Annotated in this window: 18 protein-coding genes and 1 riboswitch; of the genes, 5 read left to right on the forward strand and 13 right to left on the reverse strand. The window is 62.0% G+C overall.

Going from position 1 to position 18795, the window contains the following annotated elements; genetic code table 11:
* The first annotated feature begins 31 nt into the window (after positions 1–31).
* On the forward strand, positions 32–1162 hold the full coding sequence (locus ACQZ5G_RS19055) for a cobalt-precorrin-5B (C(1))-methyltransferase (RefSeq protein WP_448738027.1): 1131 nt from the start codon (positions 32–34) through the stop codon (positions 1160–1162).
* Here ACQZ5G_RS19055 and cobM read toward each other — a convergent pair.
* The 3 genes from cobM to cbiE are packed head-to-tail and all read right to left on the reverse strand — an operon-like array spanning position 1117 to position 3559.
* Positions 1117–1890, reverse strand: a complete 774-nt coding sequence (cobM, locus tag ACQZ5G_RS19060) for a precorrin-4 C(11)-methyltransferase (protein WP_448738028.1) — start codon at positions 1888–1890, stop codon at positions 1117–1119. The genes ACQZ5G_RS19055 and cobM overlap by 46 nt on opposite strands.
* Positions 1887–2306, reverse strand: a complete 420-nt coding sequence (locus ACQZ5G_RS19065; RefSeq protein WP_448738029.1) for a cobalamin biosynthesis protein — start codon at positions 2304–2306, stop codon at positions 1887–1889. Before ACQZ5G_RS19065 ends, cobM begins: the two co-directional genes overlap by 4 nt.
* Positions 2300–3559, reverse strand: coding sequence for a precorrin-6y C5,15-methyltransferase (decarboxylating) subunit CbiE (gene cbiE / locus ACQZ5G_RS19070; RefSeq protein WP_448738030.1), 1260 nt, complete (start codon positions 3557–3559; stop codon positions 2300–2302). Before cbiE ends, ACQZ5G_RS19065 begins: the two co-directional genes overlap by 7 nt.
* Here cbiE and ACQZ5G_RS19075 point away from each other — a divergent pair.
* Positions 3558–4340, forward strand: a complete 783-nt coding sequence (locus tag ACQZ5G_RS19075) for a cobalt-precorrin-6A reductase (protein WP_448738031.1) — start codon at positions 3558–3560, stop codon at positions 4338–4340. The two genes, cbiE and ACQZ5G_RS19075, sit on opposite strands and share 2 nt — an antisense overlap.
* Here ACQZ5G_RS19075 and ACQZ5G_RS19080 read toward each other — a convergent pair.
* Genes ACQZ5G_RS19080 through ACQZ5G_RS19110 form a run of 7 tightly spaced genes read right to left on the reverse strand, consistent with a single transcriptional unit; the run spans position 4307 to position 12625 of the window.
* Positions 4307–5068, reverse strand: coding sequence for a precorrin-3B C(17)-methyltransferase (locus ACQZ5G_RS19080; RefSeq protein WP_448738032.1), 762 nt, complete (start codon positions 5066–5068; stop codon positions 4307–4309). The two genes, ACQZ5G_RS19075 and ACQZ5G_RS19080, sit on opposite strands and share 34 nt — an antisense overlap.
* Positions 5065–5832 (reverse strand): precorrin-2 C(20)-methyltransferase, encoded by a 768-nt coding sequence (locus tag ACQZ5G_RS19085; protein WP_448738033.1) that lies wholly within the window; start codon positions 5830–5832, stop codon positions 5065–5067. The genes ACQZ5G_RS19080 and ACQZ5G_RS19085 overlap by 4 nt, the downstream gene beginning before the upstream one ends.
* Positions 5829–6461, reverse strand: a complete 633-nt coding sequence (locus ACQZ5G_RS19090; RefSeq protein ID WP_142779903.1) for a precorrin-8X methylmutase — start codon at positions 6459–6461, stop codon at positions 5829–5831. The genes ACQZ5G_RS19085 and ACQZ5G_RS19090 overlap by 4 nt, the downstream gene beginning before the upstream one ends.
* Positions 6458–7813 (reverse strand): precorrin-3B synthase, encoded by a 1356-nt coding sequence (cobG, locus tag ACQZ5G_RS19095; RefSeq protein ID WP_448738034.1) that lies wholly within the window; start codon positions 7811–7813, stop codon positions 6458–6460. The genes ACQZ5G_RS19090 and cobG overlap by 4 nt, the downstream gene beginning before the upstream one ends.
* The gene (cobN, locus tag ACQZ5G_RS19100; protein WP_448738035.1) at positions 7813–11163 is read right to left on the reverse strand and encodes a cobaltochelatase subunit CobN; all 3351 of its coding nucleotides are present in this window, start codon (positions 11161–11163) and stop codon (positions 7813–7815) included. Before cobN ends, cobG begins: the two co-directional genes overlap by 1 nt.
* Before the next feature lie 2 nt (positions 11164–11165).
* The gene (gene cobW / locus ACQZ5G_RS19105) at positions 11166–12203 is read right to left on the reverse strand and encodes a cobalamin biosynthesis protein CobW (RefSeq protein ID WP_448738036.1); all 1038 of its coding nucleotides are present in this window, start codon (positions 12201–12203) and stop codon (positions 11166–11168) included.
* A complete protein-coding gene (locus ACQZ5G_RS19110) occupies positions 12200–12625 on the reverse strand; it encodes a DUF1636 family protein (RefSeq protein WP_448738037.1) in 426 nt (141 codons plus the stop codon). The genes cobW and ACQZ5G_RS19110 overlap by 4 nt, the downstream gene beginning before the upstream one ends.
* A gap of 121 nt (positions 12626–12746) precedes the next feature.
* Positions 12747–12961: riboswitch (cobalamin riboswitch) on the reverse strand.
* Positions 12962–13095: 134 nt separating this feature from the next.
* On the opposite strand from ACQZ5G_RS19110, the gene cobO reads away from it, so the two are divergent.
* Together cobO and ACQZ5G_RS19120 are read left to right on the forward strand one after the other, a co-directional pair.
* Complete coding sequence (gene cobO / locus ACQZ5G_RS19115; RefSeq protein WP_003520234.1) at positions 13096–13713, forward strand: cob(I)yrinic acid a,c-diamide adenosyltransferase; 618 nt, start codon at positions 13096–13098, stop codon at positions 13711–13713.
* A gap of 1 nt (position 13714) precedes the next feature.
* Entirely contained in the window at positions 13715–15172 is a 1458-nt protein-coding gene (locus tag ACQZ5G_RS19120; protein WP_448738038.1) for a cobyric acid synthase, read from the forward strand.
* On the opposite strand, the gene cbiB is transcribed toward ACQZ5G_RS19120, so the two are convergent.
* Complete coding sequence (gene cbiB / locus ACQZ5G_RS19125) at positions 15159–16124, reverse strand: adenosylcobinamide-phosphate synthase CbiB (RefSeq protein WP_448738039.1); 966 nt, start codon at positions 16122–16124, stop codon at positions 15159–15161. The genes ACQZ5G_RS19120 and cbiB overlap by 14 nt on opposite strands.
* Here cbiB and cobD point away from each other — a divergent pair.
* Positions 16123–17169 carry a threonine-phosphate decarboxylase CobD gene (cobD, locus tag ACQZ5G_RS19130; RefSeq protein ID WP_448738040.1) on the forward strand — a complete coding sequence of 349 codons (1047 nt, stop codon included), beginning with the start codon at positions 16123–16125 and terminating at the stop codon, positions 17167–17169. The two genes, cbiB and cobD, sit on opposite strands and share 2 nt — an antisense overlap.
* Here cobD and ACQZ5G_RS19135 read toward each other — a convergent pair.
* Together ACQZ5G_RS19135 and ACQZ5G_RS19140 are read right to left on the reverse strand one after the other, a co-directional pair.
* On the reverse strand, positions 17151–18428 hold the full coding sequence (locus ACQZ5G_RS19135) for an L-fuconate dehydratase (protein ID WP_080815458.1): 1278 nt from the start codon (positions 18426–18428) through the stop codon (positions 17151–17153). The genes cobD and ACQZ5G_RS19135 overlap by 19 nt on opposite strands.
* 36 nt (positions 18429–18464) lie before the next feature.
* Positions 18465–18794, reverse strand: coding sequence for an L-rhamnose mutarotase (locus tag ACQZ5G_RS19140; RefSeq protein WP_080856896.1), 330 nt, complete (start codon positions 18792–18794; stop codon positions 18465–18467).
* Between the last annotated feature and the right edge of the window lies 1 nt (position 18795).

The following is an 18795-nucleotide window of genomic DNA, read 5'->3' on the forward strand; positions in this document are numbered from 1 at the left end:
GGAAAAAGCCGTCCCGGCTATAGAAATTCATATGGATACGGATGGAAAGACCCTTCGCCGCGGCTGGACCACGGGCACCTGCGCGGCAGCCGCCACGAAGGCGGCCTGCGCCGCCCTTCTGACCGGCGAGTTTCCTTACCCTGTCGAGGTCGAACTTCCAAGCGGCGCGAGGCCGGCATTTTCCCTCGCCACCGAGGAAAAGGGCGAGAACTTCGCGCGCGCCGGCGTCGTCAAGGATGCGGGAGACGATCCGGACGTTACCCACGGTGCGCTGATCGAAAGCACGGTCAGACGAGGTCAACCGGGAAGCGGCATCATCTTCAAGGCCGGAAAGGGCGTCGGCACCATCACCCGGCCGGGCCTGCCCCTGCCGCCGGGAGAACCCGCCATTAATCCCGTACCGCGCAAGATGATCGAAACCGCCATTCGCGAAGTGGCTGGCGAAGAGGCCGATTTCGAGGTCGAGATTTCCGTCCGCGATGGCGAGAAACTGGCAGAAAAAACCCTGAACGGCAGGCTCGGCATCGTCGGCGGCATTTCCATCCTCGGCACCACCGGCATCGTCATTCCCTTTTCCTGCTCGGCGTGGATCCACTCGATCTGGCGCGGCATCGATGTGGCGCGTGCGACCGGCTGCACCCATGTGCTGGGCGCCACCGGCAACACCTCCGAAAAAGCCGGGCAGGCGCTTTACGATCTGCCGGAAACCGCACTGATCGACATGGGCGATTTCATCGGCGGCATGCTGAAATATCTGCGCAGCCACCCCGTCGAGCGGGTGACGATTGCCGGCGGTGTCGCCAAGATGACCAAGCTCGCCCAGGGCATGCTCGACGTGCACTCCAAAAAGGGGCTGGCCGATCTCGATGCGCTGGCAGCATTGGCGACGGAAGCTGGAGGAGATGAAAATCTCGCCATTGCCATCCGTCAGGCCAACATGGTCGCACACGCCTTTGAATTGGCCGAGGGCGCCGGGATAGACCTCGGTGCGGTAGTTGCGGAAAAAGCCTGGGTAACCGCAGCGGCGGCGCTGAAGACGCCAGCCATTGCGCTCGATATTCTGGTGTTCGATCGTAAGGGCGCGCTCAAGGGCCGCACCGCCTCCACGCCGTCGCATCAGCCCTTTGCATCTTCCTTCGGAGACCGGAACCGCCGGACATAGTCGGTACTATAAAGCGCGCTTTCGCGAAAATCCGTGGAGGCAAGTCCACGCCCGACGAAGATCAGGGCCGTCCGCTCCACCGGTTCGGCGGCGAGCTTGTCCTCAATGTCGAACAGCGTGCCGCTGATAACGCGCTCATCCGGCCAGGACGCGCGAACGACGATGGCGACCGGGCAATCGGAGCCATAAAGCGGCGTCAGCTCTTCCACCACCTTGCCGATGGCATGAATGGCGAGATGGACGGCGAGCGTTGCGCCCGTCGCACCGAAAGCCGTCAGCGTCTCACCGTCAGGCATCTTCGATGCGCGCCCGGAAATGCGGGTCAGCACAAGGCTCTGCGCCACTTCCGGCACCGTCAGTTCCCGTTGCAAAGTGGCGGCCGCAGCGGCAAAGGAGGGCACACCGGGCGTGACGGTATAATCGAGGCCCAGCCGCTCCAGACGGCGAATCTGTTCGCCCATGGCGCTCCAGACGGAAAGGTCGCCGGAATGCAGCCGCGCCACATCCTTGCCGGCCTTTGCTGCGGCCACGAATTCCGCTTCGATCTCGTCAAGCGAAAGCGCGGCCGTGTCGACGATGCGGGCGCCCGGCGGGCAATATTCGATAAGCGCCTTCGGAACCAGCGAACCAGCATAAAGGCACACCGGGCAGGCAGCGATAAGATCGCGCCCGCGCACCGTAATGAGATCGGCGGCGCCCGGACCGGCGCCGATGAAATGAACCGTCATTGTTGTTCTCCATATTCGATGGCGCAGCCGCTATCATGTGGGGCATCGTCAGTCGTTGCGATGGCTATAGTCACATCGCCAATGACAAGACGCGGCGCGACCAGCCTTGCATTCTCTCCGGCGGCGGCAAGCGCCGCCGCTTCGCTCACGCTCGGCGAGCCGGCATGATCGAGGCTTGCCTGTGAAAATGTCATTGTTTTCGAAGCAACCGCCTCAAGCCGTTCCTGCGATACGATTTCAAGCGACAGCGACAGGCTTTTCGCCGCTTCCACAAGACCGGCTTCATCGGCTTTTAGCGGCGCAGTCGCCAGGCATTCCGCCATCATTCCCAAGGCATGCTCCGCAGCGCGCACGGCGGCAATAACAGCATCTGAACCCGTGCCTCTGCGACAACCTATGCCAGCCACGGTCACCATGGCTTGTTCCAGCTCCACTGTGTCACCGGCATTGCCGGACGCCAACCAGACATGGAACCGACAGCCACCACCCGCGACACATCCAGACGGATCATCGAGCCGCCGAGCCGCGCGTGGGCGGCAAGCAGCACGGCCTCCATTTCCAGCGTCACCGCATTGGCGACCAGCCGCCCGCCGGGTTTCAGGGCCTCCATAGCTCCCTCTAGCACGCCCGCTTCACTGCCGCCGCCGCCGATGAAAATCGCATCCGGCTGAGGCAAGCCTTCAAAAGCCGCAGGGGCCGCGCCGATCATGACCTCAAGCCCCGGCACACCGAAAGCTTCGGCATTGCGGGCGATACGCTCCGCCCTTTCCGGGTGTTGTTCTATGGCGATGGCGCGGAGGGAGGGGTGCGACAGCATCCATTCTATGCCGATCGAACCCGAACCGGCACCGATATCCCACAGCAACTTACCCCGCCGTGGGGCAAGAGAGGAAAGTGTCACGGCGCGGATTTCGCGCTTGGTGATCTGCCCGTCATGTTCGAACAGGCCGTCATCAAGCCCACATGTGAAAGGCAGAATACGCGCACCCTCATCAGCCACAACATCAATCGCCACCACGTTCAGCGGATCAATATCAGCAAATGCGAAATCAGCCGCCCTGACCTGCCGCCGCCTCTCCCGCTCTCCGCCCAAGGCTTCGAGCAAAATGAATTCCGACTGGCCGAAACCCAAATCGGACAACAATTCCGCGATCAAGGCCGGGGCGTGGGCGTCCGAGGTAAGCGCGATGATGCGTGCACCGGCATGGAGATACGGCCGCAGGAGATCGATGGAACGCCCGTGCAGCGAAACGCAGTCGACCGATTGCAGCGGCCAGCCAAGCCGTGCGGCAGCCAGCGAGAAAGCGGAAGGCGAGGGATAACAAACTGTCTCACCCGCTTTGATCCGCCGCAGAAGCGTAACACCGACGCCATAAAAGAACGGATCGCCGGAAGCCAGCACGCAAACCCTTTTGCCGCGCAGCGCCACGACATCGCCCATATCCGTGTCGAACGGCACCGGCCAGCGCCGTGCTTCACCTCGAATGGCTGCGGCCGCCAGTTCCAGATGGCGTTTGCCGCCGAAAACCACCTCGGCCGCCTCTATCGCCTCAATCGCGTTCCGGCCCAGCCCCTCGAGCCCATCCTCACCAATGCCGACGATGGAAAGCCACGGCTTTGCTTTCTTTTCGGTGGAAGCATCGCCCGTTCCGGAATATTCAGACGTCATGACACGCTCCATACTCATCCTTGGCGGCACGGCGGATGCCCGCATTCTGGCCGGCAGGCTGGCCGAAGAATCCGGCTACCGAATCCTGCTCTCCATGGCCGGTCGCACGCTCTCGCCGGTCGAACAGCCGGTGCCGATGCGCAGCGGCGGTTTTGGCGGCGCGAGCGGTCTTGCGGATTTTATTCGCACCGGGGGTTTCGATATTCTGGTGGACGCCACCCATCCCTATGCGGCAAAGATTTCCGCCAATGCCATTGAGGCCGCAGGGCTTGCCAAAGTTCCGCTGGTCGTCCTTTCGCGTCCTGCCTGGCAGCGCCAGCCGGGTGACAGGTGGCATGGTGTCCAGAGCGTCGAACAAGCTGTCACCGCGCTCGGCAGCGAAGGCAAACGCGTGTTTCTGGCTTTGGGACGGCAGGAGCTTCTTCCTTTCGAAGCCGTGCCCCAGCACAACTATCTCATCCGCAGCGTCGACCCGGTGGAGCCGCCACTGAAACTGCCGCATGCGCGCTATATTACCGCGCGCGGCCCCTTTGCGTTGGACGACGAAATCCGCATGCTGGAAGAAAACCGCATCGACACGGTGGTCTCGAAAAACTCCGGCGGCAGCGCGAGCTATGGCAAGATCGAAGCGGCGCGACAGCTCAGCCTGCCAGTCATCATGATCGACCGGCCGCGACTGCTGGACGACGCGTCCCTGGATGGCGCGACCGTGACGGATATTGCCGCTGCGCTCACCGCCATCCACCATCAGCTTTCTCTTCTCGAAAAACGCGGCGAATAAACCAGCGGGTCTTTGCCGGAACGTTCGATCAGACGGGTTTCAACCGAGCCGACGATGATGCAGGTGGCCATATCCGCCATATCGCTTGAGGCTTCCGATAGGGGCACGACCCGGATACGCTCATCCACCCGGCCTGCCGCCCGACCGAAAATCACCGGCACCGAACCGGGCAAATGCGCCCGCAACAGATCAAAAGCGGTACCGAGCTGGTGCGGCCGCGCCTTGCTGACGGGATTGTAGAAAGCCATTACGAATCCGGCCTCAGCCGCAGCGATCAGACGCTTTTCGATAATGCCCCAGGGTTTCAGATTATCCGACAGCGAAATGGCGCAGAAGTCATGCCCAAGCGGCGCGCCGGCCTTTGCGGCTACTGCTAGCATGGCAGTCACACCCGGCACGACGGAGAAATCGATATCGCGCCATTCGGAGGGGCCGCTTTCGATCGCCTCGCAAACCGCCGCCGCCATGGCGAAAACGCCGGGATCGCCGCCGGACACCACACAGACTTTGCCGCCTTCGGCCGCAAGCCGCAGCGCCTGTTCGGCGCGGGAGATTTCCTCACGATTATCCGAAGCATGGCGGCGTTGATCGGGTCTCAGCAATAGACGGTCGAGATAAGGAATATAGCCGAAGAAATCCTCCGAAGCCTCGACGGCGGAGATCGCCTCCGGTGTCACCTGCGCCGCACTGCCCGGGCCGAGGCCGACAACGACCAGCCTGCCGGTCATAGCGCTTCGCCTCCAGCGGGTCTGGTTTTCCAACCCGGCACCAGAACCAGCGAAAAATAGGGGGCAGGCGATGCGTCACGCTCGATGAGCCGTACCGCATGGCTGTTGGCCATGGTGCCACGTTCGACATAAAGCGCGTCTTCAAGCTTGCCGGCCTTTTCCAGCGCCCGGCGAATCTTCGGCAGGTTGCGCCCCACCTTCATGATCACCGCGCCATCCGTGCCGGATAGACGTTCCGTCAGCACATCTTCGCCGAGCGTGCCGGGAAGCACGCTCAAAATATCGTCGCCCTGCACCAGCGGCAGACCGGCCATGGACCAGCAGCCGGACATGGCCGTGATGCCAGCAACGACTTCCGCCGGGTAAGATGGCGCAAGCCGCAGATGAAGGTGCATATAAGAACCGTAAAACAGCGGATCACCTTCCGACAGCACGGCGACATTGCGCCCGGCTTCGAGGTGCACAGCGATGTCCTTCGCCGACTGATCGAAAAAGGCGGCGATGGCATCACGGTAATCGTTGCCGTTTTTATCGCTTTCGACTGTTACCGGATAGACCAGCGGCATTTCCAGCGTTCCGGGCCGGATGAAAGCTTCGACAATACCGCGACCATTGCCGCTGCTGCCTTTCTTGCAGAAGAAGGCAAGCACATCGGCATTTTCAATGGCGCGGACAGCCTTCAGCGTCAGAAGCTCGGGATCTCCGGGGCCGGTGCCGACGCCCACGAGTTTACCCTTCGGATGTTCGAAAAGCGCCGCACTCACAGGCCAGCCCTCGCAACGGCATTGATGGCGGCAGCCGTCATGGCCGAACCGCCCATGCGTCCCTTGACGATGGCATAGGGAATGCCAAGCGAACTTGCCTCCAGCGCGTCTTTCGATTCCGCCGCACCGACAAAGCCAACCGGCATGCCGATGATGGCGGCCGGGCGCGGGGCGCCTTTTTCCAGCATCTCGAGCAGATAGAACAGTGCAGTCGGCGCATTGCCAATGGCAACCAGAGCACCGTCCAGCTTCTCTGCCCACAGGTCAAGCGCGGCGGCGGAGCGGGTATTGCCGATCTTTTTCGCCAGCTCCGGCGTGCGGGGATCGCGAAGGGTGCAGACCACATCATTGTCAGCCGGAAGGCGCGCGCGCGTCACGCCATGGGCAACCATTTCCGCATCGCAGAGAACAGGCTTGCCGGCTCGTAGAGCACCACGTGCAGCGGCAACAAAATCCGGTGAAAAGCGGAAATGGCTGGCCGCCTCCACCTGTCCGCAGGCGTGGATCATGCGAATGGCGATATCCGCCTGCTCTTCGGTAAAGGCGGACAAATCCGCTTCTTCGCGAATGATGGCGAAGGAGCGCTCATAGATCGCATTGCCGTCGCGAATATAGTCATAGTCGGTCATCGGTCATCCTGTCGAAGCGCCGCGCCGATTGCCTTTTTACCCAGGCGGGCAAAAAGGGTGGCGGCGTTTTCACCGGGCTTATGTTCTTTTTCGTAAAGACGGGCAAGCCGCGAAAGCGCCGTCCTCTGATGCTGGAAAGGTAAAATGCCATCCGGCAGGTCACCGGCGCGGCCCGAAATCGAAAAGGCCAGGCCATCGGCGGTGCCGGAAAAAGTGAGAAGCGATGGCGCGGGGTGCGCGCAACCTTTGCCGCAGCCGGAAATATGCAGCGTGAAGGAGCCATCCAGCAACGAGGCGCATTCCTTAGACGCAAAGGCGGCCAACTCATGGGTGGGAAGAAAAGCCGAAGCGCAGCCCGGCGCGCCGGGACAGGCGGCAATGGAAGAGCGCGCGTCACCTGCCGTCGTGATGAAACCGGCCGCCCTTGCAATCTCAAGCAATCCGCCGCAGGCAGATGACGATCCAAAGAATAGCAGGCTATGGTTTGGTGCTGGCCGCAGGGCCTTGATGCCGAGGGTACCGGCCGCTTCGCAGAGATGCGACAAATCGCAGCCCCGGATTTGCCCGAAAGCAGGCGCGACGGCAATTGCGAAGCGATCCTTTCCCGTTATCATCAGTCCCAGAGGCGCAGCAGCCGCCCTGGCGTCATCCACAATCACCCGATCCAGCAGCCGATCACCGCAGATTTCTTTTATCGTCGAATGGTCCAGATCGCGGCCACGGGCAAACGGCCCTTCGCCGACCAGATAGACGAGCAGCGACAGGACGACACCCGCCGCTGTGTCCGTCTCGACCAATCCGGCATTCAGCGCCCTGCTTTCCGGTCCACCCACGAGCAATCGCCAGACGGTCCGCCCATCAAGCGACACAGCTTTCAGGCGAATATCGGCCAGCAAATCTTCCATGGAGAGGCGCCCGCCGCCATCAATGACGACAGACATTTTAGCGGCAAGCTTTTCGTGGAGAGCGAGCCTGTAGGCTTCTTTTCGAATTTTCTCGGCGAGAGGACCACCATTGGCAATCTCCGCGTCATCCCGACCGGCGAGAGGCGACGTCTCGACCGCGAGCCCCGCACGCAGCGGCAAATCCAGCGCCAGCACATCTTTTTCCAGAGCGCAGGCGCTTTCCGGTGTCAGGCCGCGAAATTGCAGGCTGCCGCGGGCGGTAATGTCGATCAATCCGTTGCCATGCCGCTCGGCAAGCTGGCAAAGCACCACCATGTCGCGCGGGTCGATATCCGCCTCGAAAGCGATCCGCGACAAAAAACCGTCGCCGGTGCGCATGGGGGCGGACAGGGCCGGGCAGAGGCCACGGCGGCCGAATGGCTGAACGGGATCGGCAGCGGCCATCATCACGCCTCCACCCTTTGGGGGCGCGGAAGGACCAGCATTTCAAGTTCCGCATCCACCGCGTTGCGGCGGCTGTGCCACAGTCCGCGACGACGGGCGGATAAAAAGCGTTCGGCCATCACCTGCGCCGCCTTCGGGTTTTCCCGCAGAATGAAATCGCGCACATCCTCATTGCCGAAATAGGCATCGTAAAGCGCCTCGATCAACGAGGAGGACACCGAATGGGTGGTTTCGGCAAAACCGATCAACCGGTCCACCGCCTCGAGGAATTCCGCCGCCCCGCGCGGACCGTGCCGCATCTGACCGGCAATGAAGCGGGGATTGACGGCGCGCGCGCGCACCACCCGCGTCAGCGCCTGCGTCATCGACCTTGCACGCGGGCGCGCCGGATCTGTCGTGTCCAGCGCAACAATATCGGCGACGCCGCCAAGCACAGCTTTCGCGGCGGAAAAACCGCCGATGAAGGCGACATCCGAAGAACCGTCCAGAAGGTCGCGGCCCGGATCGTCCCCGGTATGAATCAGAAGATCTGCGCGCCTGACCAGCTCCACAAAACCGGTATCTTCAAAAATCTCCAGTCCGTCCGCACCGCCGAAAGCGTGGCTCGCCGCATCGAGATAGGCCTGCCCCAGCTCCTCGCGTTCGTCCCATTTGCCGCTGGCAAGCTTTTCTTCGATACCGGCACCATAGGTGCCGGGCGCGGAGCCGAAAATGCGCGCCGGAATATGCCCAAGCGTGGCGGCCTCTTCCGCAAGCGGATTGTCGCCAGGCGCTTCTTCCCGCCGCGCGACGGCCTTGGCGGCGGCGTCGAGAAGCGCGATCAGCGCCGGGAACATGTCGCGGAACAGGCCGGAAATGCGAAAGGTGACGTCGACACGCGGCCGCCCCAGGCTCGCTGGCGGCAGCACCTCGATGCCGGTGACCCGGCCGGTCGCGAGGTCGTGGATCGGTCTCGCCCCCATCAGATGTAGCGCCTGTGCCACATCCTCACCGCCATTGCGCAGGCTGGCGCTGCCCCACAGATCGAAAACCAGATGTTTCGGCCAGTCGCCATGGGACTGCAGATGATGGCGCAGCACCTCTTCGCCCGCCATGCGGCCCAGCTCGAACGCCGTCGGCGTCGGCATGGTGCGTGGATCAGCGGCATAGAGATTGCGGCCCGTGGGCAGCACATCGAGCCGCCCGCGCGCAGGTGCGCCGGAAGGGCCGGGGACGATATGTCGGCCATCGAGCGCAGCCAGCAGGGCAGCTTTTTCCGATTTGGCGCTTTCGAGCCTCAGAAGATCGGTCTCGTCTTTTGCGCAGCGACCAAAAACATGCTGGCCATCCTTGATGGCGAAATCCTTGAGGTCGCAGAGAAAAGCATCGATGCGTGAGAGGGCCGCATCGGCATCATCCTTCGCAGCCACGCCCGCTTCCGCCGCAAGCCCGGTCTCCAGCGCCTTTTCGACGATCAGTTTCGCCAGCCGGTCACGCCGGCGGCGATCCAGCCCATCCGCCTGCGCATATTCATCGACCAGCTGCTCCAGCGCCGACTGTTCCGGCGAAAGCCCGGCATTGACCAGCACCGGCGGGACATGGCCGATGGTCACAGCCGCGATCCGCCGTTTTGCTACCGCCGCCTCGCCCGGATTGGAAACGATGAAAGGATAGACCACCGGCAGCGAGCCGGTGACGATTTCGGGAAAACAATTGCGGGAAAGCGCCACCGTTTTGCCGGGCAGCCATTCCAGCGTTCCATGCGCGCCAACATGCACAATGGCATGGGCACCCGCAATCCGCTGCATCCATGCACCGAAGGCAACAAGCGCGTGACGCGGCGGCAGGGCAGGGTCGTGGTAGTCCACCCGACGATCCTCATTGCGGCCCCTGTCAGGTGCTAGCGCCACGAACACTTCGCCGAAACGGGCGGCGCGGAACCGGAATACGCCATCGACGAGTGCATCGTCATCGGTTGCCACACCCCATGTCGCTTTTACGGACCCGGCAGATACCGGCGGCAAGGTGGAGAAAAAAGCCTCGTAGGTGGAAAGATCAATTGCCGCTTCCTGTTGCTCGACACAGTCGAGCAGCGCCCGCGCGGTCTTAGGAATATCCTTGACCGTATAACCGGCCCCGGCGAGATCCTGCAGCATTTCGAGAACGCTTTGCGGCACATCGAGACCGACGGCATAACCGGTTCGCCCGGGCGCCGCACCTGGATAATCCGGCATCAGAATGACGACGCGGCGATCCCGTGGAAGGGCATTCCTCAGCCGCAGGAAAGCGGCGATGCGATTTGCCACCTGCTCGACGCGATCAGCCTCGGGTACATTGAGCAAACTCGCGCCGCCATCCATGCGCGCCTGTTTGAACGAGATTGCACCGGCGAGAATCCGGCCATCCAGTTCCGGCAGGACGACATGCATGGCAAGATCGGAGGGATTGAGACCGCGCGCATTTTTCGCCCATCCGTCCCGCCGCGTCGTCGCCATCACCACTTGAAACACAGGCACGCCGATACGGTCGAACAGCGTTGCGCCGTCGTCATCCGTCTGGCTGGCGAAGGCGGTGGCGGCAATGATGGCGGCGGGCTTCAGATCGGGCAGCACCGTTTCGAGGAAACGGATCGCCTCGCCATCCTTCAGACCGCTGACAAAAATCGGCAAGGGTGCAAAACCGCGCCGCGAGAGCGCCTCGAAAAGCGCATCCACCGGTGCGGCATCTGCCGCTAGAAGCATGGAACGGTAAAAGAGGATGGGCAGAAGGGACGCACCGTCGGGAAAACCCGCGCAGGCTTCCGCCCTATCCACAACGCCCCTGCCGGGCCGGTAAAAACCGGCTTTCGGCAGCGGCTCAGCTTCAATATCCGGCCATGCCTCGCCCCTTGCAAGAGCGGCGAGACCAAGGGCAAGCCGGTCCATATTCTCCTGCCCGCCCTCGCGAAAGAAGGAGAGGACCGAGGCCAAAATTCGCCGATCGACGGTCGAGGCCGCTTCGAGTTTCTCGTCCCTTTCGCTGCACTCACCCGGCACAAGCAGAAGCTTGATGCCGCGCCTGCGCGCAAGAATGGAAATCTGATCGACACCGTAACGCCAGCGTTCCGCACCGCCGAGAATCCGGATAAGAATAACCTTGGCATGTTCCGCCGTCTTTTCGATCCAGAGATCGACCGACATGGGATGTCGAAGCTCGGAGAGGTTGGCGGCTGACAGGGAGGGGAGCACACCCTCTGTTCGCCGCCAGGCCTGTTCCAAACCGGCCAGATCGCTTGCCGAAAACGACAGCATCACCACATCAGACCGGGGCTGGTTGAGATCAACCGGCTCGATCAGGTCGTCCAGAGACGAGGATGTGGTGGCCAGGATGTGCATCGTCAGGCGGCCAGCATCTGTTCGATCTTTTCTCGGTTGATGCCCTTTTCGCCGATGACGACGAGGCGGCTGCGGCGTTCCTCACCCGCGGCCCAGGGCCGGTCGTAATAGTGGTTGACGCGGCTGCCGACAGCCTGCACCTGCAGGCGCATCGGCTTTGCGGAAACCTCGATGAAGCCCTTGATGCGCAGGACATTCTCCGCAGCAGCCGTCTCGGCGATACGGGCTGCCAGCGCTTCCGGGTCGGTCACGGCCGGCAGATCGATGACGAAGCTGTCGAAATCGTCATGCTCGTGGTCGAGTTCGCCATCATGGTGGGTACGGCGGTTTTCGATATCCTCTTCCACCGCAAGGCCAAGACCGATCAGCACGGCGGGGTCGATGGCGCCATTGGATGCCACGACGATCTTTGCCGCCTTCGGCAGATGTTCGAGAACATGCGCCTTGGCCTTGTTGAGGCCAGCACCGTCAAGAAGATCGGCCTTGGTCAGCACGACAAGATCGGCGCAGGCAACCTGATCCTCGAAAACCTCTTCGACCGGGTCATCGTGATCGAGCGCCTCGTCATTGGCCCGCTGGGCGGCGAGTGCTTCCATGTCGTGCGCCACCTGCCCTTCGGCAAGGGCGGCGCCATCCACCACGGCCACGACGGCATCCACCGTCACGCGGCTCTTGATCGCCGGCCACTGGAAGGCCTGCACCAGCGGCTTCGGCAGGGCGAGGCCGGAGGTTTCGATGAGGATATGCTCCACCTTCGGCTGGCGGCTCAGAATCTGTTCGATGGCGGGCTGGAAATCATCCGCCACCGTGCAGCAGATGCAGCCATTGGCCAGTTCGACAATGTTTTCTTCCGGGCAGCTTTCAATACCGCAACCTTTGAGAATCTCGCCATCGATGCCGATATCGCCGAATTCGTTGACGATGATCGCCAGCCGCTTGCCGTCCAGTTGTTCGAGAAGGCCGCGCAGCAGCGTGGTTTTGCCAGCCCCCAGAAAGCCGGTGACGATGGTGCAGGGAACGCGGTCCAGAAGGGTGCTCATGATCTCTCCTCGGTAAAATCGAATGGGGGAATGCGCGCCACCATGCCGCGCTTTAAGGGTTCGGGGCGACCGCGCCAGGGCATCAGGCCGTCGGGGGCGGCAGCCAGCAGCCGTGCGCCGGTCAGCAAATCTTCCGCATCACCGGTCGTCAGCCCGCCGAAAACATAGGACCAGCCATTGGCGCTGCGCAGCACGGCGCTAAGCCCGCGCTTGCAATTGGCGAGGCAGTTGACGGAACGAACGGTGACACCCGTTTCCTCCGCCTTTGCGACGACGGCATCGGCGAGGCGTGAGCCGGGGCGCGGTTCGGCATTGGGGTCGGCTTCATCGCGACAGCTTCTGCAAACGAAGACGGTCACGCCGGACGCCGTTTCGTCCTGCGTGTTTCCGCCTGTACATGAAGATGTCGCTGAAATATCCAAACCGTATCGTTTCCCGCGCCTTGCAAAAAAATCTCGGGGGTGCGGATGTCGAATACGGTATGCGGACAGGCGCAAACCGGATGTTCGATCTAACCGACTGACCGGAGCACCCCGCCCGGCAGACGTTTTTCCTGAAACGGCAGGTCTCCTGGCTCGCGGCTTTACACCCTGACACCGCCTTCCCGAACCCGTTGAGGTGTCCAGTGGCTTTACGGTGCGGGCTTACCGCTTACAGTTGCGGGGGCAGCCACGGAATGACCCGGTAATCGGGCTGGAACCGTGTTCCCTCTTAGCTTTTCCCGTTGCCGGGAAAAGACCGTCAGTCCGTTACCCTTAGGCTGAACGGGCGTGAGGGTCAATGCCGCGGCCCTGTGGCCCGCACATTGCCGGGTGCGGCAAATTGGGTATAGTCGCCGCTCCGAATGGCTGGGGCACCGGGTCCCGCGCCGCTGGATAAAAAGGAAAACGCGATGACACGCGACATCAGCGACAGCGAAGCCGAACGTCACCGGCAGAAAATGGTCAACCGCAAGACGGTGCAGGACGCCGAGGTTGCGGAAAAGACCATCGAAAAAGGTCTGCTGATGATCAATACCGGTCCCGGCAAGGGCAAATCCACCGCCGCTTTCGGCCTTGCTCTGCGCATGCTCGGCACCGGGCGGCGGGTCGGCGTCGTTCAATTCATCAAGGGCGCATGGTCGACGGGAGAACAGCAGGCGCTGACTTTGTTCGGCGACAGGGTCGTGTGGCGCACCATGGGCGAGGGGTTCACCTGGGACACGCAGGATTTGAAACGCGACGTCGCGGCGGCGGCAAAGGCCTGGGAGGAAGCCAGGGTCCTGATGGCCGACGAGACCATCGGCCTGCTGATCCTCGATGAGCTGAACATCGCGCTCCGTTACGATTACCTGCCGCTGGAAGAGGTGGTCGAGACGCTTTCCAGCCGCAGGCCCGATCTGCATGTCATCGTCACCGGCCGCAACGCCAAGCAACCGCTCATCGACGCGGCCGATATGGTGACGGAAATGACCCTCGTGAAACATCACTTCAAGGCGGGCGTGAAGGCGCAGGCGGGGATAGAATTCTGACATGGCTGCACGCGTGCTGATGTTTCAGGGAACCGGCTCGGATGTCGGCAAATCGCTGATGGTGGCCGGCCTTGCCCGTGCCTTCGCCAAGCGCGGCCTGTCCGTCACGCCGTTCAAACCGCAGAACATGTCGAACAATGCGGCGGTCACCGCCGATGGCGGCGAGATTGGCCGTGCGCAGGCGCTGCAGGCACGGGCGGCGGGCGTGCCGCTTTCCGTGCACATGAACCCGGTGCTCCTGAAGCCGCAGAGCGAGACCGGCGCACAGGTGGTGGTGCAGGGCAAGATCGCCGGCAATGCCAAAGCGGCCGATTATCAGCACATGAAGGCCGGGCTGATGCCGCGCGTGCTCGAAAGCTTCAACCGCCTGAAACAACAGGCCGATCTGGTGCTGGTGGAAGGTGCCGGCAGCGCCTCCGAAATCAACCTGCGTGCCAATGATATCGCCAATATGGGTTTTGCCAGAGCTGCGGACGCGCCTGTGATCCTGATCGGCGATATCGACCGGGGCGGCGTCATCGCCAGCCTCGTCGGCACCAAAGCCGTGCTCGACGCAGAAGACGCGGCGATGATCGAAGGTTTTATCGTCAATCGCTTTCGCGGGGATCCGGCCCTGTTTTCAGACGGCATGCGGATAATTGCAGAAAAAACCGGTTGGGCCTCCATCGGGCTCCTGCCACATTTTGCCGACGCCGCTAAGTTGCCGGCAGAGGATGCTCTCGGGCTTTCCGGCCCGGCTGAGCGGAAACCTGGCGCGAAGATCCGCATTGCCGTACCGATCCTGCCGCATATTTCCAATTTCGACGATCTCGATCCGTTGGATATGGAACCGGATGTCGAGCTCATCCGCGCGCGGCCGGGCGAAACCATTCCCGCCGATTGCCGGCTGGTACTGCTTTGCGGCTCGAAAGCCACCATCGCCGATCTTGCCGTGCTGAAAAATACGGGGCTCGACATCGATATCAAGGCGCATGTGAGACGCGGCGGCCATGTTCTGGGCCTCTGCGGCGGATACCAGATGCTTGGGAAAACAGTCGCCGATCCCGAAGGCATCGAAGGACCGCCGGCAACAGTCGATGGGCTCGGCCTGCTGGATGTAGACACTGTTCTGACGGGCGACAAAAGGCTGGTTTCCGTTACAGGGAAGAGTTTCGACGGAATTGGTTTATCCGGCTATGAAATGCATGTCGGTGAAACCACGAGCGGAACCGACAGCCTGCCGTTTTCGAAAATCGATGGGCATGAAGACGGCGCTGTGTCGCCTGACGGCCGCATCTTCGGCACCTATATTCACGGCCTGTTTTCGGATGACCGCCAACGCGGCGCGTGGCTTGAGCGGCTTGGAGGACGGAACACGGAACTGAACTACGATGCTCAGGTGGACGCCGTTCTTGATCGCCTCGCCGCGCATATGGAACAGCACCTCGATCTCGACCGTCTGCTTGCTATAGCGCGATAAGGATTGCCAGAAGTCCCAACAGGCCGATCAATAAGAGGTCGGCAACCCGTGTGAGCCGCAGCGCCCTGCGAATATCGCCGGCAATCAGCGCCGCCCTCCCGCCTTCGCCCATGAAACGGGCCTCGATCATCTGCCCGCCATAGGAGCGCGGCCCTGCGAGCGCAAAGCCGAGAGCGCCGGCCAGCGCCGCCTCCGGCCAGCCGGCATTGGGAGAACGGTGATGGTGGGCATCGCGACGTATCGCGGCCATGGCCCCACCGGGTGATGCGCCCTTAACAAAAAACGCCGCGACAACGAAAAGACCGCCGCTCAACCGTGAGGCCGGCAGATTGACCAGATCGTCCAGCCGGGCGGAGGCCCAGCCGAAGGCCTCATGGCGGGGTGAGCGATGGCCGATCATGCTGTCGGCCGTATTGATCGCCTTGTAAACCGCACCGCCCGGCAGGCCCAGGAGACCGAGCCAGAAGGCAGGCGCGACGATGCCGTCGGAAAAATTCTCGGCCAGACTTTCGATCGCCGCCCGGCAGATCGCCGCCTCGTCCAGCTTTTGTGGATCGCGCCCGACGATCATCGATACCGCCTTGCGGCCGCCTTCCACACCCTCTCGTTCCAGCGCAGTGGCGACAGCCTCCACATGCCGCTCGAGACTTTTCTGCGCGGGAAGCGAAGCGCCAAGCACGGCAACCAGCAAAAGGCCGAAGGGCAGGAAAAGCAGAACGGATTGCGCTAACCATGCGACAAACAGCGTCAGCCCGACGAAAACGACGAGCGCCGCCACGCCTGCCCCCTTGCGCTGTGAAAATGACGCGCTCTCCCGGTTCCATTTTTTATCCAGCAGCGCGATAAGCGAACCGATCCAGGTGACGGGATGGCCGATGCGTTTGAACAGCCAGTCTGGATAGCCGGTCAGACGTTCGATCACGAGCGACAGGAAAGCGAGAGCAAAAAACATGGGCGAGACAGTACCAGAAAAGGCGAAAGCTGCGATCCGTCACGGCGGCAATCTCGGCAGGGCGCGTCTGATGTTTCCTGAAGCGCCGGAACCATGGATCGACCTTTCGACCGGGATCAATCCGCACTCCTATCCGCATTCGCCGATCCCCGCCAGCGCATTCGCCCGCCTGCCGGAACCGGACGCCGCCGAAGAATTGAAACATGTGGCCGCAGCGCATTTCGATGCGCCTTCCGCCCAGCATGTGGCGCTTTCCCCCGGCACCCAGATGCTGATGCCATTACTGGCTCAGATCGCTATCGCGCGCGGGGCCAAGAGCGGCGCCGTTCTTTCACCCGCCTACGCGGAACATGCCCGGACCGCACGCATGGCCGGGCTGGCTGTGACTGAAGTGGAAAACGTCAACGCGATGTCGGCTCACGACTATGCCGTGGTGATCAATCCCAATAATCCCGATGGCCGCATCACGGATCGCGCCGTATTGTTGTCGCTGGCCGAAACCATGCGCCGCAGGGGTGGGCTGCTCGTCGTGGACGAAGCCTTCATCGAGACAGGAGGTGCCGAAAGCCTCGCAGATGCCGCCGGTCAGGATGCGCTGGTGGTCCTGCGCTCCTTCGGCAAGTTTTACGGCATGGCGGGCGTTCGGCTGGGTTTCGCGATTGCGCAGCCCGATATCGCTGCTGAACTGGAGGCAAGGCTCGGCCCCTGGGCCGTTTCCGGCCCGGCGCTGCATATCGCGACACAGGCTCTGGCGGATGGGGAATGGCAATCATCCATGCGGCGGCACCTTGCCGAAGACGCCCGGCGCATGAATGCCATGCTGGAGAAAGCGGGGCTGGCAATTGCCGGCGGCACCTCACTGTTTGCTCTGGTGCGGGATCCCCGCGCGGCAGACCTGTTCAGCCATCTCGGCCGGCACGGCATTCTGGTCCGCATTTTTGATGAAAGGCCGAACGACATGCGTTTCGGCCTTCCCGGTAGCGAAACGGAGTGGCAGCGCCTCAAGGAGGCGCTGTCATCCTTTGACTATTCCTCGAAGGTGTAGGTCTCAATCGACTCCGGCTTCATTTCGATGGAGAAGCCCGGCAGTTTCGGTGGCATGTAAGCGGCATTTCTGATATCGCAGGGCTCGATGAAGTGCTCATGCAGGTGGTCGACATATTCGATCACGCGGCCTTCCTTCGTGCCTGAGACGACCAGATAGTCGATCATCGACAGATGCTGCACATATTCGCAAAGGCCGACGCCGCCGGCATGCGGCCAGACCGGTAGATTGTATTTGGCGGCGATCAGCAGCACCGCCAGCACCTCGTTCAGACCGCCCATGCGGCAGCTGTCGATCTGCACCACGTCGATGGCGCCTTCGGCGATGAACTGCTTGAACATGATACGGTTCTGGCACATTTCACCGGTCGCCACCTTCACCGGGCCGATAGCCGCACGAATCTTGCGATGGCCGGCGACATCGTCCGGGCTGGTCGGCTCTTCGATGAAGAATGGCTTGGCGAAAGCGAGCTTCTTCACCCAGTCGATTGCCTGATCCACCTCCCATACCTGGTTGGCGTCGATCATCAGGTAACGGTCGGGACCAATCACCTCACGGGCAATGGTGAGACGACGAATATCGTCTTCCAGATCGCGGCCGACCTTCATCTTCACATGATTGAATCCGGCATCGATGGCTTCCTGGCAAAGGCGGCGCAACTTGGCGTCGTCATAACCGAGCCATCCGGCCGACGTGGTATAGCAGGCATAACCTTCGTTCTTCAGCGTCTCGATACGTTCCTTCTTGCCGCTTTCGGCTTTTTTGAGAATCGCAAGCGCCTCGTCCCGGGTCAGCACATCGGTCAGATAGCGGTAATCGACGATATCGGCGATTTCTTCCGGGCTCATATCGGCAACGAGCTGCCAGACCGGCTTGCCTGCCTTCTTGGCCAGCAGATCCCACACGGCATTGACGACGGCGCCGGTGGCGAGATGCATCGCGCCCTTGTCCGGACCGATCCAGCGCAGCTGGCTGTCGCTGGTCAGATGCCGCCAATATTTGCCGGGGTTCTCGGTGACGGTAGCAAGATCGGTGCCGACGACCAGATGACGCATCGCTTCGATGGCCATGCAGCAGATGTCATTACCGCGGCCGATGGTGAAGGTCAGCCCGTGGCCTTTGAGACCCGGCTCATCGGTATCGAGAATGACGTAAGCCGCCGAATAATCCGGGTCGGGGTTCATCGCATCCGAACCGTCGAGGCTCTGGGACGTCGGAAAACGCAGGTCGAAAACACGCAGATCAGTAATTTTGGTCATGGCCGTTCACTCGCGGTCAGTGTCAAAGGAAATCGTTCAATCGTGGTGGAAGGTTTCTTCCATCATCGCCCACCACTCGCCTTCCTTCCGGCTTTCGAGCGGTTGCTGGCAGGGAATGGTGAAGGACCACCATTCCTGGTTCTTGGGGCTTGCGGCCATCTTCGCCATGTCGGCGCTGATATCGCTGCCGTGATATTCCCAATAGCCGAAGAGCAGATTTTCCGGCTCGCGCAGGAAGATCGTGTAGTTGCGGATATTGCAGTCGCTGATAAGCGCCAGAATTTCAGGCCACACAGCCGCATGCAGCCTTTTATATTCCGCGATCATCTCCGGTTTGACGCCTATGACCATGCCCATGCGCTGCATG

The sequence above is a fragment of the Agrobacterium sp. 22-214-1 genome (assembly GCF_053522465.1).